This window comes from Stutzerimonas stutzeri, assembly GCF_024448935.1.
Classification (GTDB): domain Bacteria; phylum Pseudomonadota; class Gammaproteobacteria; order Pseudomonadales; family Pseudomonadaceae; genus Stutzerimonas; species Stutzerimonas stutzeri_AO.
The window spans coordinates 1-14,460 of sequence record NZ_JAMOIE010000107.1; the positions used below are offsets into that span (position 1 = coordinate 1).

The 14,460-nt window shown below is 57.0% G+C and carries 11 protein-coding genes, 1 tRNA gene and 3 pseudogenes; 12 read left to right on the top strand and 3 right to left on the bottom strand.

Going from position 1 to position 14,460, the window contains the following annotated elements:
- Positions 1-384 precede the first annotated feature (384 nt).
- Complete coding sequence (gene nadA / locus NA637_RS21550; RefSeq protein WP_256074600.1) at positions 385-1,443, top strand: quinolinate synthase NadA; 1,059 nt, start codon at positions 385-387, stop codon at positions 1,441-1,443.
- 66 nt (positions 1,444-1,509) lie between these two features.
- Here the strand turns inward: nadA and NA637_RS21555 are convergent, their stop codons facing one another.
- Entirely contained in the window at positions 1,510-2,940 is a 1,431-nt protein-coding gene (locus NA637_RS21555) for a M48 family metalloprotease (RefSeq protein ID WP_256074601.1), read from the bottom strand.
- A 106-nt stretch (positions 2,941-3,046) separates the two neighbouring features.
- Here NA637_RS21555 and NA637_RS21560 point away from each other — a divergent pair, with 106 nt between their 5' ends.
- Positions 3,047-3,298 carry a sulfurtransferase TusA family protein gene (locus tag NA637_RS21560; protein ID WP_256074602.1) on the top strand — a complete coding sequence of 84 codons (252 nt, stop codon included), beginning with the start codon at positions 3,047-3,049 and terminating at the stop codon, positions 3,296-3,298.
- A 19-nt stretch (positions 3,299-3,317) separates the two neighbouring features.
- Complete coding sequence (locus NA637_RS21565) at positions 3,318-4,397, top strand: AI-2E family transporter (protein ID WP_256074603.1); 1,080 nt, start codon at positions 3,318-3,320, stop codon at positions 4,395-4,397.
- A gap of 124 nt (positions 4,398-4,521) precedes the next feature.
- Here the strand turns inward: NA637_RS21565 and NA637_RS21570 are convergent, their stop codons facing one another.
- Both NA637_RS21570 and NA637_RS21575 read right to left on the bottom strand, forming a co-directional pair.
- Positions 4,522-4,995 carry a peroxiredoxin gene (locus tag NA637_RS21570; protein WP_256074604.1) on the bottom strand — a complete coding sequence of 158 codons (474 nt, stop codon included), beginning with the start codon at positions 4,993-4,995 and terminating at the stop codon, positions 4,522-4,524.
- A 16-nt stretch (positions 4,996-5,011) separates the two neighbouring features.
- Positions 5,012-5,572: a glycine cleavage system protein R gene (locus NA637_RS21575; RefSeq protein WP_256074605.1), complete on the bottom strand. Its 561-nt coding sequence runs from the start codon at positions 5,570-5,572 to the stop codon at positions 5,012-5,014.
- A gap of 216 nt (positions 5,573-5,788) precedes the next feature.
- Here NA637_RS21575 and dapA point away from each other — a divergent pair, with 216 nt between their 5' ends.
- The 9 genes and pseudogenes from dapA to NA637_RS21620 form a co-directional block, all read left to right on the top strand.
- Positions 5,789-6,667, top strand: a complete 879-nt coding sequence (gene dapA, locus NA637_RS21580; protein WP_256074606.1) for a 4-hydroxy-tetrahydrodipicolinate synthase — start codon at positions 5,789-5,791, stop codon at positions 6,665-6,667.
- Between the two features lie 39 nt (positions 6,668-6,706).
- Positions 6,707-7,807, top strand: a complete 1,101-nt coding sequence (gene bamC, locus NA637_RS21585) for an outer membrane protein assembly factor BamC (RefSeq protein WP_256074607.1) — start codon at positions 6,707-6,709, stop codon at positions 7,805-7,807.
- A gap of 134 nt (positions 7,808-7,941) precedes the next feature.
- Entirely contained in the window at positions 7,942-8,811 is an 870-nt protein-coding gene (locus NA637_RS21590) for a phosphoribosylaminoimidazolesuccinocarboxamide synthase (protein WP_256074608.1), read from the top strand.
- 122 nt (positions 8,812-8,933) lie between these two features.
- A tRNA-Ser gene (locus NA637_RS21595) sits at positions 8,934-9,023 on the top strand.
- A gap of 570 nt (positions 9,024-9,593) precedes the next feature.
- Positions 9,594-11,066, top strand: a complete 1,473-nt coding sequence (locus NA637_RS21600) for a TIR domain-containing anti-phage reverse transcriptase (protein WP_256074609.1) — start codon at positions 9,594-9,596, stop codon at positions 11,064-11,066.
- Positions 11,067-11,350: 284 nt separating this feature from the next.
- Positions 11,351-12,569, top strand: a pseudogene (locus tag NA637_RS21605) (type I restriction-modification system subunit M N-terminal domain-containing protein); the annotation flags it as partial.
- Positions 12,570-13,585 (top strand): annotated as a pseudogene (locus NA637_RS21610) (PDDEXK nuclease domain-containing protein).
- Entirely contained in the window at positions 13,582-13,983 is a 402-nt protein-coding gene (locus tag NA637_RS21615) for a hypothetical protein (protein WP_256074610.1), read from the top strand. The pseudogene NA637_RS21610 and the gene NA637_RS21615 overlap by 4 nt, the downstream one beginning before the upstream one ends.
- A 97-nt stretch (positions 13,984-14,080) precedes the next feature.
- Positions 14,081-14,460: pseudogene (locus tag NA637_RS21620) on the top strand (restriction endonuclease subunit S); the annotation flags it as partial.

Genomic DNA, 14,460 nt, shown 5'->3' on the forward strand with positions numbered 1-14,460 from the left:
ATTTGCGCGGCTCCTAGCATGCCGCCACGACAGAGACGATCCCGCAGAAGTGAGCCATGATCGCCAGCAAGTGGCCCTATTTGGAAAGCCAAGGCGACAGTATCCACCTCCCATCAAACAATAAATACCCAGTTTGCTGCGCGACAGCGCGGCGTCTGGACGGCGGGTGATCTCCTACTCGATCAGGCTGATAATTTTGTGATTTCCCATCCGCTTTCACTTTTCTGAAAGCTTCGGCTAGTATTTCGCCCCCTTGGTAACGGCAGGGGGTGAAAGGCTCGGCCCGTCCTCGCTTCATCTCTTGCTTCGCTACGTCCGTATTCTCGGCCTCGATGGCTATAATCGGCGGCTCGTACACCGCCGTGCTTGCAGGAACCAGCGAACATGACGCATATCCCCGAACATATTCTGGTGCAGGCTCACCTGGCGGCCAAGCAGCCCAAGCCGCTGACGCCAGAGCAGGAAGCGCAGTTGCGCAGCGATATCGCCGCCGAGCTGAAGCGGCAAAACGCGGTGCTGGTTGCGCACTATTACACCGATCCGGTGATCCAGGCATTGGCCGAGGAAACCGGCGGCTGTATTTCGGATTCGCTGGAGATGGCGAGATTCGGCAACGAGCACTGCGCGCAGACAGTGGTCGTGGCAGGCGTCAGGTTCATGGGTGAAACAGCGAAGATCCTCAATCCCGAGAAGCGGGTCCTGATGCCGACATTGGCGGCGACCTGTTCTTTGGATCTTGGGTGCCCGGTCGAGGAGTTCTCGGCGTTTTGTGACCAGCATCCAGAGCGTACCGTTGTGGTTTATGCCAATACTTCCGCCGCGGTAAAGGCACGTGCCGATTGGGTCGTCACCTCCAGTTGCGCACTGGAAATCGTCGAAAGCCTGATGGACAACGGCGAAAAGATCATCTGGGCCCCCGACAAGCACCTCGGAAATTACGTGCAGCGTGAAACTGGCGCTGACATGTTGCTTTGGGACGGCGCATGCATCGTCCATGAAGAGTTCAAGTCGAAGCAATTGGAGGATATGAAAGCGCTGTATCCGGACGCAGCAGTGCTGGTCCATCCAGAGTCGCCTGAATCAGTGATCGCGCTTGCCGACGCCGTCGGTTCGACCAGTCAGCTGATCAAGGCGGCGCAGACCTTGACGAACCCGACGTTCATCGTCGCGACTGATCGCGGGATCTTTTATAAAATGCAGCAGCTTTGCCCGGACAAGCAGTTCATCGAGGCGCCGACGGCCGGCAGTGGCGCCACCTGTCGGAGTTGCGCGCATTGCCCGTGGATGGCGATGAACACACTCGAGCGCACGCTTGAGTGCCTGCGCACTGGCAGCAACGAGATACGGGTCGATCCGGCTTTGATTCCGCGAGCGGTCAAGCCGCTCAAGCGCATGCTCGAATTCACTCGGGCCGCTCGCATCAGGCAGGCTGGCAACGCTTGACACAAGAGCTTGGGTGGGTTGTGAGCCTGCATCGCATCCTGCGATAGCCTGAGGCGGCTGCAGTATTCAACGCAACATGCCCTCCACCATCCGCTTCTCTTCGATCAGCTGTTTCTGCCGGGCATCAATTCGTGCCGCGCTCTGGAAGTTGTTGGAGCGACGTTTGGCGAAGTTCAACTGCTCGATTGCCTGATCATAATCCCCAACGAGGGCGAAATATTCCGCACGGGCCTGATGCAGGCCGATGATGTTGCCGGTGAGGCCACGGATTTCTGCAACCTGATACCAGATGTCAGGGTCCTGCGGTCGGGCGTCCACCAGAGCGTCAAGCTCCTGCTCGGCATCCTGCAGTTTGTTTTCCTTGATCAGCAGATCAATGTTCGCCTGGCGTACGGGATAATTTCCTGGGTAAAGGTCAAGCAATCTCTGCACCCGAGCGCGCGCGGCGGCAAGACGGTTAGCCGTGATGTCCAGCTCGATCTGGGCCAGGTTGTAGGTGGCGTCGTCTGGTTCCGTTGCCAGCAATGGCTCAAGGTTCGACGCGGCTTCCTTCAGCTGGCCACTGTTGATCTGCGCCAGCGCCAGCCCGTAGCGCGCCGCGGCGAGGTTCGGATCGTCCGCCAGCATTGCGCGGAAGCGCTTGGCGCTGACCCCGGGCGTGCTTTCGAATTTCAGATCCATGCGAGCACGCAGCAGCTGATACTTCAGACTGTCTTCGACGCCTGTATCGGGGTATTGCTCGGCGCGGTTCCTGGTATCGGCAATACGCGATTCGCTGACCGGGTGAGTGAGAAGAAATTCTGGCGGCTTCTGGTCATAGCGATACTGGCGCATCAGGCGGCCGAACATCTCAGGCATGGCGCGTGGGTCGTAGCCGGCGCGCTCGAGGTTGATGATGCCAATCCGGTCGGCTTCTTGCTCGTTCTGTCTGGAGAAACGACGCTGAGACTGAATTGCCGCCGCTTGGGTCGACATAATGGCTGCGATGCCGGCATCGCCTGCACCGGCCGCAGCGGCGACGACACCGGCGAGCATGGCCGCCATCAGCGGTAGCTGCATACGTTTTTGCGCTTCCAGCCCGCGAGCAAAATGGCGTTGCGACAGGTGGGCCAGTTCGTGCGCGAGTACCGAGGCATACTCGGCTTCAGTCTGGGCATGAAGGAATAATCCGCCATTGACCCCGATGATGCCGCCGGGCGCCGCAAAGGCGTTCAGCTGTGGGCTGTCGAGCAGCACGAATTCCAGGCGACGATCCTGTATCTGGCTGGTTTCGGCCAGGCGATAAACGCTGCGCTCCAGGTAATCCTTCAGCTGCGGATCGGACAACTGAGGGACCTGGCCACGCAACAGGCTGAGCCAGGCTCTGCCCAACTGATGCTCCTGCTCTGGCGAGACGATGCCGGAGCTGGAGTCGCCGAGTGAGGGAAGGTCGTTGGCTAGTACCGGCTGGCCGATCAGGCAGGCAAGTGTCAGCAGGGTCGGGTGCAGCAATTTCATCCAGACTGGCTCTTCAAGGCGGGAGCGCTACTGTAGCCTTGTGCTCGGGTCACTGGCCAGAGCCGGGCACAGCTCGGTATCCTGCAGCCCTTTCGAGGAGATGAACATGACTCAACAGGGTGCCTCCGGCATGGCCTGTGACGCCGAGCTGGACGCGGTCGGGCTGGCCTGCCCGATGCCGCTGCTAAAGGCCAAGCTGGAACTCAACCGATTGGCCAGCGGGCAAGTGTTGAAGGTCACCGCGACAGACCCGGGATCGCAACGCGACTTTCGCAGTTTCGCCAGTCTGGCCGGCCATACGCTGCTGCACGAAGATGCAGACGAAGGGCTTTACCGTTACTGGCTGCGCAAGGCCTGACGGCTGGTAAGGAAGGCATATGCTCAACGTGCTACGAAATTGGATACATCGCTATTTCTCGGACGAGGAGGCGGTGGTCCTTGGGGTTCTGTTGGTGGTCGCCTTTGCGACAGTGTTGACCCTCGGTCACATGCTGGCCCCGGTCATCGCCGGCTTGGTGTTGGCGTATCTGATGCAGGGGTTGGTCGGTGCGCTGGAACGAATCAAGTTGCCGCATCTGATAGCGGTTTGGCTGGTGTTCTTGATGTTCATCGGCCTGCTGACCGTCTGCATTCTGTTCTTGGCGCCGTTGATGTGGCAGCAGGTGCTGACACTTTTCAACGAGCTCCCACGGATGCTGGTGGAATGGCAGTCGCTGTTGCTTCTTCTGCCCGAGCGCTACCCCCAATTGCTCACGGAAGTGCAGGTGCTGCGGGGTATCGATTTCATCCGAGGCGAGGTCGGTCGTTATGGCCAAATCATGCTCACGTCTTCGTTGTCGAGCCTGCCACTGCTGCTTAGCCTGATGATCTATCTGATCCTGGTGCCGATCCTGGTGTTCTTTTTTCTCAAAGATCGCCAACAGATTAACGATTGGCTCAGTGGTTACCTGCCGCACGAGCGAGGGCTGATTACCCAGGTCGCGCAGGAAATGAATGTGCAGATCGCCAACTACATACGCGGCAAGGCGATCGAGATTCTGATCTGTGGTGTGGTCTCGTATGCAGTGTTCGCCGCCCTTGAGCTGAACTATGCGGCGTTACTGGCGATGCTCGTCGGGATTTCGGTGGTGGTGCCCTATATCGGCGCTACTGTCGTTACCATTCCTATCGCATTGATCGGGCTCTTTCAGTGGGGGCTGGGCGATCAGTTCATCTACTTGATGGTGGCCTACGCCATTATCCAGGCATTGGATGGCAATGTTTTGGTGCCGCTGTTGTTTTCCGAGGCGGTGAATCTGCACCCTGTTGCAATTATTTGCGCGGTGCTGCTGTTCGGTGGCTTGTGGGGTTTCTGGGGCGTGTTCTTCGCGATTCCCTTGGCGACCCTGTTCAAGGCTGTGCTTTACGCTTGGCCGCGCCGACCGGCCACGCTGCCGGCGGTGGAGCACGTCGGATAGTTCCAAAGACGGCACGCCGGAAGGTGGAGCGGTGGGGAACGCAACAGCTGAGGCCACGGCAGGCTGCAAGCCGTAGCTGCAGTGTTCCCGGCTTGTTGCGATGGAACCTGGTAGGCCGCTCGGATCAGCGCTGGTGCAATGCTTGGGCGGCCTGCAGCACGGCGTCTACATGCCCTGGCACCTTCACCCCGCGCCATTCCTGCCGCAGCACGCCGTCAGCGTCGATGAGGAAGGTGCTTCGGTCGACGCCCAGGTATTCCTTGCCGTAAAGCTTTTTCAGCTTGATCACGTCGAATAGCTGGCAAAGCTGCTCGTCGTTGTCGCAGATCAGCTCGAAGGGAAAGCCCTGCTTGGTCTTGAAGTTCTCATGGCTCTTCAGGCTGTCCCGCGACACGCCGAAAACGACCGTGTCGGCCGCAACGAAGGCGTCGTGCTGATCGCGAAAGCCCTGGCCTTGCGTCGTGCAGCCCGGGGTATTGTCCTTCGGGTAGAAGTACAGGACCACCTGCTTGCCCTTCAACGCATCGAGGCTGACCTGCGTGTGGCTGGTCGCCTGTGCCTGGAAGGCCGGCACGGGTTGGTCAACGGCTATGGACATGGTGGTCTTTCCTAAATTAAGGGTTCTGAGGGCGCCAGGGTTCGATCAGCGCATCCAGGTTCAGTGCATCGGCGAAATCGAGGAACTGGTCCCGTAGCCAGCTGATCTGCGTGCCAGCCGGCAATGTGACGGTCATCGTCGCGTTGAGCATGGTGCCGCCAGTTTGCGGTGCCTCATAGGTATCGCATGTAAGGGCTTCGAGCTCGACACGATGGTCGATAAAGAACTGGCACAACTCGTTGAGGATGTCTGGACGATAGGCCGAGCTGACATACGCCACATAGGGCAGCGCCTGCGGTCGAGTCTCCAGTGCTTCGCTGCGCACCACATTAGTGGTGAACTCGTGCTTCTTGGCCAGGCCGGGCAGGGCCGTCTCCATTCGAGCAAGCGCGTCCCAGCTTCCGGTGATCTCCAGAACCAGGGCACAGCATTCGCCGTGTCGAGTAAGACGCGTACTGACCACGGCGCAGCGATTCTCGTTGCTGGCTCGGCAAAGCACATTGGTGAGCGCCATCGGGCTCCGGCCTATGGCGCTGATGACGAGAAACTGTTCTCGGGGTACTGGGGGGGTGGACATGCAGATTCCTGGCGCTGATGAATCGGTCGGCCAGCCAGGCCGAAAATAGCTAAGGGTAGCGAAAAGCGTCGTCAGAGGGAATGCGTCGGCCGAGTAAGCCAGTTGGCTGCCGCGCCGGTGCTCAGGCGTTCCGGCGGTTGATGCGTCCGGCGTACTCGCAAAGCGCTCGGGAGCCTTGTACCATTACGCCTCTCTTTTCCGGTAGGAGTGGGTTGCATGATTGCGGGCAGTATGGTGGCGTTGGTCACTCCCATGGACGCGCAGGGTGGTCTTGATTGGGATAGCCTGAGCAAGCTGGTCGACTTCCACCTCCAGGAAGGCACCCATGCAATCGTTGCGGTCGGTACTACTGGCGAAGCGTCTACCCTCGAAGTCGCTGAGCATATCGAGGTGATCCGTCGAGTCGTCGACCAGGTCAACGGTCGAATCCCAGTGATCGCCGGTACCGGGGCCAACTCAACGCGTGAAGCCGTCGAGCTGACTGACAACGCCAAGCAGGCCGGTGCTGACGCCTGTCTTCTGGTGACGCCGTACTACAACAAGCCGACGCAGGAAGGTATGTATCTTCACTTCCGTCACATCGCCGAAGCGGTAGCGATTCCCCAGATTCTTTACAATGTCCCCGGGCGCACTGCCTGCGACATGCTGCCAGAAACCATCGAACGCTTGGCCAAGGTGTCGAATATCATCGGCGTCAAAGAAGCAACCGGTGATCTCAAGCGCGGGCAAGAGGTGCTTGATCGTGTCGCCAAGGACTTCCTGGTCTATTCCGGCGATGACGCCACTGCTGTGGAACTGATGCTGATGGGAGGCAAGGGCAACATCTCCGTTACCGCGAACGTGGCGCCGCGCGCGATGAGCGAGCTGTGTACCGCTGCTATCGCTGGCGATGCCGAAAAGGCGCGAGCCATCAATGCGCTGTTGATGCCGTTGCACCAGGCCCTGTTCCTTGAGGCCAATCCGATTCCGGTGAAATGGGCGCTGCACGAGATGGGTCTTATACCGGACGGTATCCGCCTGCCACTCACCTGGCTTAGCCAGCGTTGCCACGAGCCGCTTCGCGACGCGATGCGTCAGTCCGGTGTGCTGGCCTGATCGTCTCAGGCGTTCTGGTTTAATAATGAAGGAACATGCATGAAGCGATTGGCCGGCCTCTCGACCCTAGCCTTGATCATCTCTGGAACCAGCGGTTGTGGCTGGTTGTGGGGTGAGGACGGATACTTCCGCGACCGCGGCAGCGACTACCTGCAGGCACAGCAGGCACCGCCGATGCAAGTGCCTGGCGATGTCGAACTGCGCCCGATCGAGCCGCTACTGCCAATCCCCCAGCAAGTAGCCGACAACCGTGCGGCAGGCGAGTACGAAGTGCCCCGCCCACAGCGTCTTGTTGCCGCCGAAGAGGCGAGCGAATACACCCTGCAGACATCTGAAGATGCGAGCTGGCTTGTTGCTATGCGTGCGCCTTCACAAGTGTGGGCAGCGGCCCGTCAGTTCTTCACCGATAACGGCTTCCAGATTGCCGAAGAGCGGCCTCAGACCGGTGAGTTGGTCACCGCCTGGCAGACCCGTAATCAGCTCTCGCCAGCATTGGTACGCAACCTTGGCCTGGGTGAAGGCGAAATCCGTGTAAGGGTTCGCGTCGAGCCCGGTGTGCAGCGTGATACCAGCGAGATCTTCCTGGTCAGCGTCGAGCGCCCGGCAGGCAGCAGTGGCGATGTTGCCTGGCCCGACACACCAGCGAATGCAGAGCGTGATCGTGTACTGCTCGATGAGCTGCAGGCAGGGCTGAACAGCAGCACCGCACAAGGTGGATCCGCCTCGCTGCTGGCTGAGCGCGAGTTTGACGCGCCAAGCCGTGTCACACTCAGTGAAGCCGGCAGCGGCGAGCCAGTGTTGCAGCTTGACACCGACTTCAACCGTGGTTGGTCGAGCGTCGGTCGGGCTCTAGCCGCGAGCGATATCCTTGTCGAGGATCTGGATAGAAGCCTTGGCGTTTACTACGTCAATCTGGCGGAAGGCGCGGCTAATCCAGACGAGAAGCCAGGGTTCTTCTCGCGGTTGTTCGGCTGGGCCCCTGGCCGCGAAGAGATCGAAGCCCGCGCCGAACGTTATCAGGTACGCGTGGCCGACGTAGGGGACAAGGTACAGGTCACCCTCGACAAGGATCTCGACACGGTTGCTCCGGCTGAAACCTCGCGACGCGTGCTGAATATGCTCAAGGACAACCTGGACTGATTCTGCGAAACAGTCTGCTCCGATCCAGTCAGGCGAAACCTTTCGGTTTCGCCTGTTTCGTTTGACGACTGACCCAATCGTGCGGCTGCGCTGTTGCGTAAGCCGGCGTAGGTTCGGCAACCGCGAGAATCGCCATGACCACTGCCAATTCCCTCAGCCTGAAGAAAATCTATTCCGGCAAGGTGCGTGATCTGTACGAGATCGACGACAAGCGCATGCTGATAGTCGCTACCGACCGGCTTTCGGCATTTGATGTGATCCTTGCCGAGCCGATCCCGGAGAAAGGCAAGATCCTGACCTCCATTTCCAACTTCTGGTTCGACAAGCTTGCGCAACTCGTCCCTAACCATTTCACCGGCGACAAGGTCGAGGACGTTGTATCTGCCGCAGAGCTGCCCCTGGTAGAGGGGCGGGCTGTAGTGGCCAAGCGTCTGAAGCCCGTGGCAGTCGAGGCCATCGTGCGGGGTTATATCGTTGGCTCAGGCTGGAAGGAGTACCAGCAAAACGGCACCGTCTGCGGCATCAAGCTGCCAGCTGGCCTGAGAGAGGCGGCCAAGCTGCCGCAGCCGATCTTTACGCCGTCGACCAAGGCGGCCGTGGGCGATCACGACGAGAACATCTCCTTCGAGCAGTGCGAAGCCATCATCGGTAAAGAGCTGGCGGCGAAGGTGCGCGATACCTCGATCGCGCTGTACAGCGCAGCCGTCGCATACGCAGCAACCCGGGGCATCATCATCGCCGACACCAAATTCGAGTTCGGCCTTGACGAAAACGGCGAGCTGACACTGATGGATGAAGTGCTTACCCCCGACTCCAGCCGCTTCTGGCCTGCAGACAGTTACGCTGAAGGCAGCAACCCGCCAAGCTTCGACAAACAGTTTGTCCGCGACTGGCTGGAATCCACCGGCTGGAACAAGCAGCCGCCAGCCCCGCCTGTTCCTGCTGATGTCGCGCAGAAGACAGCCGACAAGTATCGTGAAGCGCTGACGCGCCTGACCAGCTGAGTGGAGGCGACCGGGCGGGGCTGATCGCCGCGGCCAGCATGGCTGTCACGATCTTGCGCCGTTAAAAAATCTGAGCAGTTGGGTTAGACAAAACACACCGAGCTGCTATGATGCGCGCCGCTGGAGAGATGCCGGAGTGGCCGAACGGGACGGATTCGAAATCCGTTGTACCCTCGCGGGTACCTAGGGTTCAAATCCCTATCTCTCCGCCACTACATAAAACCCTTGTAAATCAATATGTTACAGTGGTTAAAAAGCAGTGATTTGTAGCAGTGAATGGAAAAACCCCAAGCCAAGCCACAAATCGCTGTTTTTTTTGCCTGTGCGTTTTATTTAAGCTGTTTTGGCAATCTCACCTTAGTGGGCCTTCTCAGCAACGTTGCGACCTTCACCACCCTCACATTTCGACAGAGCGAAGCGGAGTGTTTGCCTCAGCTCGTGATTGCAAGTGCTTAGAAAGCCAATCATGCGGTGCCGACCGCGTTGAGCACGAATGTGGGGTCCTGTGACAGATAACAGGCGAGCCTCGACCTCAGATAGCAACCTTGAGATATTCATGCCTCGTATTGCCATATCCTCACCTTTCGGGCATAAAGGACGCAGCACCCCTCCAAGCTTTAACTATGCAGTGCTACCACTGCAATCATCGTTAATGTAAGGATATATGCGACTGTGGGTTTCGATGAGACTAATGATTCGCAATGTTGTGAGTCTCGCGAGGCGTAAGGTAAATAGCGGGGGGTGCTGCTTTTACTTCGGTAGTATACGGGCCGGAGGCCGCCTTGAAGTTACTGAGTCCCCTTACTCGTTCAATAGCTAAGCTTAGCTCCCTTGATGAACTATGTAGTTTGTTACGGGTTCAAAAGGGGCATCTGCTATATATTTGCTACAAGCGTTCAGATAATGCCAAGTATAAATCCTTTGAGATGCGGAAAAAGCGGGGCGGGTTTAGAAAAATCGACTCACCGCAAAAAGGTTTGCGAGTGATTCAAAACCAGCTAGCTGGGCTACTTCAGGAAAACATTGAGTTCAAATCGTGTGTTAAAGGTTTTATTAAAGGGAGAGGAATTCTTGATAATGCTGCTTTGCACAAAAAATCTAATTGGGTATTGAATATCGATATCAAGGATTTTTTCGGATCAATTAATTTTGGTAGGGTCCGGGCGGTCTTTATCGCTAAACCATTCGAGATTCATCCCGACGTAGCTACTGTTATCGCCCAAATTTGCTGCTTCAATAATTACCTTCCTCAGGGGGCAGCGACATCGCCAATTATTGCAAATATAGTGGCCAGCACCCTTGATAATAGAATAATAAAGCATATTCGAAATCATGGGCTTCTATATTCTCGTTACGCTGATGATATTACAATCTCTGCAAAACGCATTTTTCCTCGTCAGATCGCTTGTATCAATGATGGGCAGACTATTGTTGGTGAGGATCTGGCTAGTATTTTCGCGAGAAGTGGATTTGAAATAAATGAGAAGAAAAGTCGGCTACAAGAAAAGTTCAGTCGGCAAGAAGTCACTGGTTTAATTGTCAATAAAAAACTCAACGTGCCAGCTGAATATAAGAATAAGCTACGCACTGCAATTCACCATTGGGTTGATAATCCAGTGGAGGCTGAAAGAAAATATTATGTTGATATACTAGGCTTGAACCCAGAAGAGGCTGAGCTAACCGAGGATGGCAGTAAACTAAAGTGTAATATTTATGGTCGACTTTCGTTTCTTGCTTTGGTTAAAGGGGCTGATGATCCTACGTATGTTAAGCTTGTTTTGAAAATGGCTGAGCATGACTCTACGCCTCCGAAATTTATCAAATCTATAAAGGCGGAATATAAGATGTACGATGTCTTTCTATGCCATGCCTCTGAAGACAAAGAAAAGATCGTCAAGCCTTTATATGATGAGCTTGAAAAGCTTGGCGTTCATGCTTTCTATGACGCCAAAGAAATCAGCTGGGGAGACTCACTTGTTGGTACTATTAATAAGGCACTTCTAAAATCAAAATTCGTGATTGCTGTGATGACCGACAATTCTGTTGGCAAAGCTTGGCCTCAGCAGGAGATCAATTCAGTACTGAACGGCGATATCTCGGGAGGCACAAAAAGACTGCTTCCGCTTATCTATGGTGATAAAGATAGTATTTTGAATAATAACTTTTTGATGAGCGATAAGCTTTATGTTGAGTGGAAGGAAAATCCCGAAGAGATCGCTCAGAAAGTCAAAGATCTGCTCATGCAAAAAAGCTGAATTGACTGATTTGCTAGTAGAAGCTGGTCACGCCATTGCTTGCCGATTCGCTGGTAGAGCGCTGCTCCAGACAGCAGCTCACAGCGCGCCACCTTGAACTCGCATCTGAACGCGTCACGCTTGCCTTTGTATTAGTCTAATTCCTGGTGATCTCCTCGGGTTAAAATAGCGGCTTTGCTCGATTACCCAGGAGCTGTTGCGTGAACACGGAAAATCATTCCCAGACGGCCGCTTTTCTCTGATCGATTGCCGACCTGCTGCGCGGCGACTTCAAGCAGTCCCAGTACGGCCGCATCATCCTGCCGTTCACCCTGCTGCGGCGGATGGAATGCGTGCTGGCGCCGACCAAGGACGAGGTCATCAAGCAGACCTTTGCGCAGGAAGGTCGTCCCGATACCGTGCGTGAAATGATCCTGCTGCGCGCCGCGGGCCAGCAGTTCTTAAACGCCTCGCCGCTGACCCTCGGCACGCTGTCCGACACCCAGACCGCCGCCGACCTGATGAGCTACGTGCAGGCCTTCAGCAAGGATGCGCGCGAGATCTTCGAGCACTTCCATTTCGAAAGACTTCGTCCAGCAGCTGGAAACCGCCAATCTGCTCTACCAAGTGGTGCAGCGCTCCGCCGCCACCGATCTAAGCCCCGAGTTCATCAGCAACTTCGGCATGGCATCATCTTCGAAGAGCTGATCCGCAAGTTTGCCGAAAGCTCCAACGAAACCGCCGGGGAACACTTCACCCCGCGCGATATCGTGCACCTGACCACCTCGCTGGTGATCACCGGACTTCGCCAAGATGCGCAAATCCCTGGGCAGCAAACACCAGTACATCACCGAGGAGCAGATCGACGAGCTGGTACGCCTCTACGGTCGCTTCGAAGCCACTCCGCAAAGCAAGATCTTTCCCATCAAGGCCTTCGGCTACCGGCGCATCACCGCCGAGCGCCCGTTACGGCTGAACTTCCAGGCAAGTAGCCAGCGCATCGCCAAGGTGCGGGACGAAAAGGCCATCCAGAAACTCGAACCCGCCGCCCAGCAGCAGCTTCTCGAGGCGCTGCAAACGATGGACGCCAGCGTGCTGCACCGCAACCGCGAGCAGTTCAGCAAATTGCTGAAAAAGACCCTGAGCACCCACGGCATTTCCCTCGCCACGGCGGAACTCAAGGCACTGCTCAGCGCCCTGAGCGAGCGCGACCCCGAGGCGGATATCTGCACCACCAAGGGCCAGCCGGAAGCCGACGCCGGCCTGCGCGACAACGAGAACGTGCCGCTGGGCGAATCGATCCACGCCTACTTCGAACGCGAAGTGAAACCCCATGTGCCGGACGCCTGGATCGACGAGAGCAAGCGTGATGCGCAGGACGGTGAAGTCGGCATCGTCGGCTTCGAGATTCCCTTCAACCGCCACTTCTATGTGTTCCAACCGCCGCGTCCGCTGGAAGGGATTGACCGCGACCTGAAAGCCTGCACCGACCGCATCAAGCAGATGATCGAGGGGGCTTTCGGCATGAGTGAACCAAACACACCCCGCAGTGCAACGGACGAGCGCTTCGATGAGGTGCTCGCGCTGATCCACAGTGCCCGGCAGCAGGCCATGCAGGCGGTGAACAGCCGGCTGATCGAGCTGTATACTGGCAGGTCGGCGCATACATCAGCCGCAAGCTGGAACAGGCCGAGTGGGGCGATGCCGTGGTCAGCCAGCTGGCCGATCATCTGGCCCGGACCCAACCAGGATTGCGCGGTTTTACCCGGTCGAATTTGTTCCGCATGCGCCAGTTCTACGAGACCTACCGCACCGAGGAAAAAGTCGCACCACTGGCGCGACAATTGTCCTGGTCGCACAACCTGATCATCTTCAACCAGAGCAAGCGCCCGGAAGAACGTGAGTTCTACCTGCGTATGGCGGTTCAGGAGAAGTGGTCGAAGCGCGAGCTGGAGCGCCAGTTCAAGGCGGCGCTGTTTGAGCGCAGCGTCACCCAGCCGGCAAAAGTCTCGGCAGTGCTGAGACACACTCACCCCGCCGCGCTGGAGGTGTTCCGCGATGCCTATATGGTCGAGTTTCTCGACCTGCCCCCACGCCGAGGCCGACCTGCATCAAGGCCTGCTGTCACGGCTCAAGGATTTCCTGATCGAGCTGGGCCGCGACTTCTGCTTGGTCGGCTCCGAATACCCGCTGCAAGTTGGCGGGCGTGATTTCGCCCTGGATCTGCTGTTCTTCCACCGTGGCCTCAACTGCCTGGTGGCCATCGAACTCAAGGTCGGCCGCTTCGAGCCGGAGTACCTGGGCAAGCTCGGCTTCTACCTGGAAGCACTGGACCGCGACGAACGCAAACCCCACGAAAACCCCGCCATCGGCGTGCTGCTGTGTGCCAGCAAGGACGACGAAGTGGTCGAGTACGCCCTCAATCGCAGTCTGTCGCCGGCCCTGATCGCCGAATACCAGACTCGCCTGCCGGACAAACGCTGCAGGCCAAGCTGCACGAGTTCTATGCCCTGAATACCGCGCAAGGAGAGGCGCAATGAGCCAGTTCAAGCCGTGCCCGGCCTATAAGGATTCTGGGGTGGAGTGGTTGGGGGAAGTGTCGGAGCATTGGCTTGTAAAACGGTATAAGCAGATATTTTCTGAAAGAGGCGAGCGTAGTCTCGATGGCGCGGAAGAATTAATGTCCGTGTCTGCCTATTACGGTGTTAAACCAAGAGCAGGAACCCTGGATGAGGGGGAACATCTTAGTCGTGCTGAGTCGCTTGAAGGTTACAAAATCTGCCGTTCAAACGATCTTGTGATGAATATCATGCTGGCATGGAATAGAGGGCTTGGCTTTGCTTGGCAGGATGGGATTGTCAGTCCCGCATATAGCGTCTTCCATGTGTTGGATGGTTCAAGCCCAGAATATCTCGACTATCTGGCTGGTTCGCTCTGATGAGATGACTTGATATTTTAAGGCATATTAAGCAGGCGTTATTGATTCACGGCTAAGGCTGTATCCGGAGTCCTTTGGACGGCTGTATGGGGCCATTCCGCCATCAACCGAACAAGCCCAAATCGCCCGCTTCCTCGACCACGAAACCGCCCGCATCGACGGCTTGGTCGAAGAGCAGCAGCATCTGATCGAATTGCTCAAGGAAAAGCGCCAGGCTGTGATCTCTCATGCCGTGACCAAAGGCCTCGATCCGACTGTGCCGATGAAGGACTCCGGGGTGGAGTGGCTGGGCGAGGTGCCGGCGCATTGGCGAGTGATGCGACTTAAACATCTTGTTCCATCGATTACTGTAGGGATCGTTGAGCCATCAAAATATTATGTGGATGAGGGGGTCCCGGCGCTTAGGTCGTTGAACGTAAAGCCGGGAGCAGTCATATCTGAAAATCTTGTTTTTCTTTCGCAGCAGTCCAATGAACT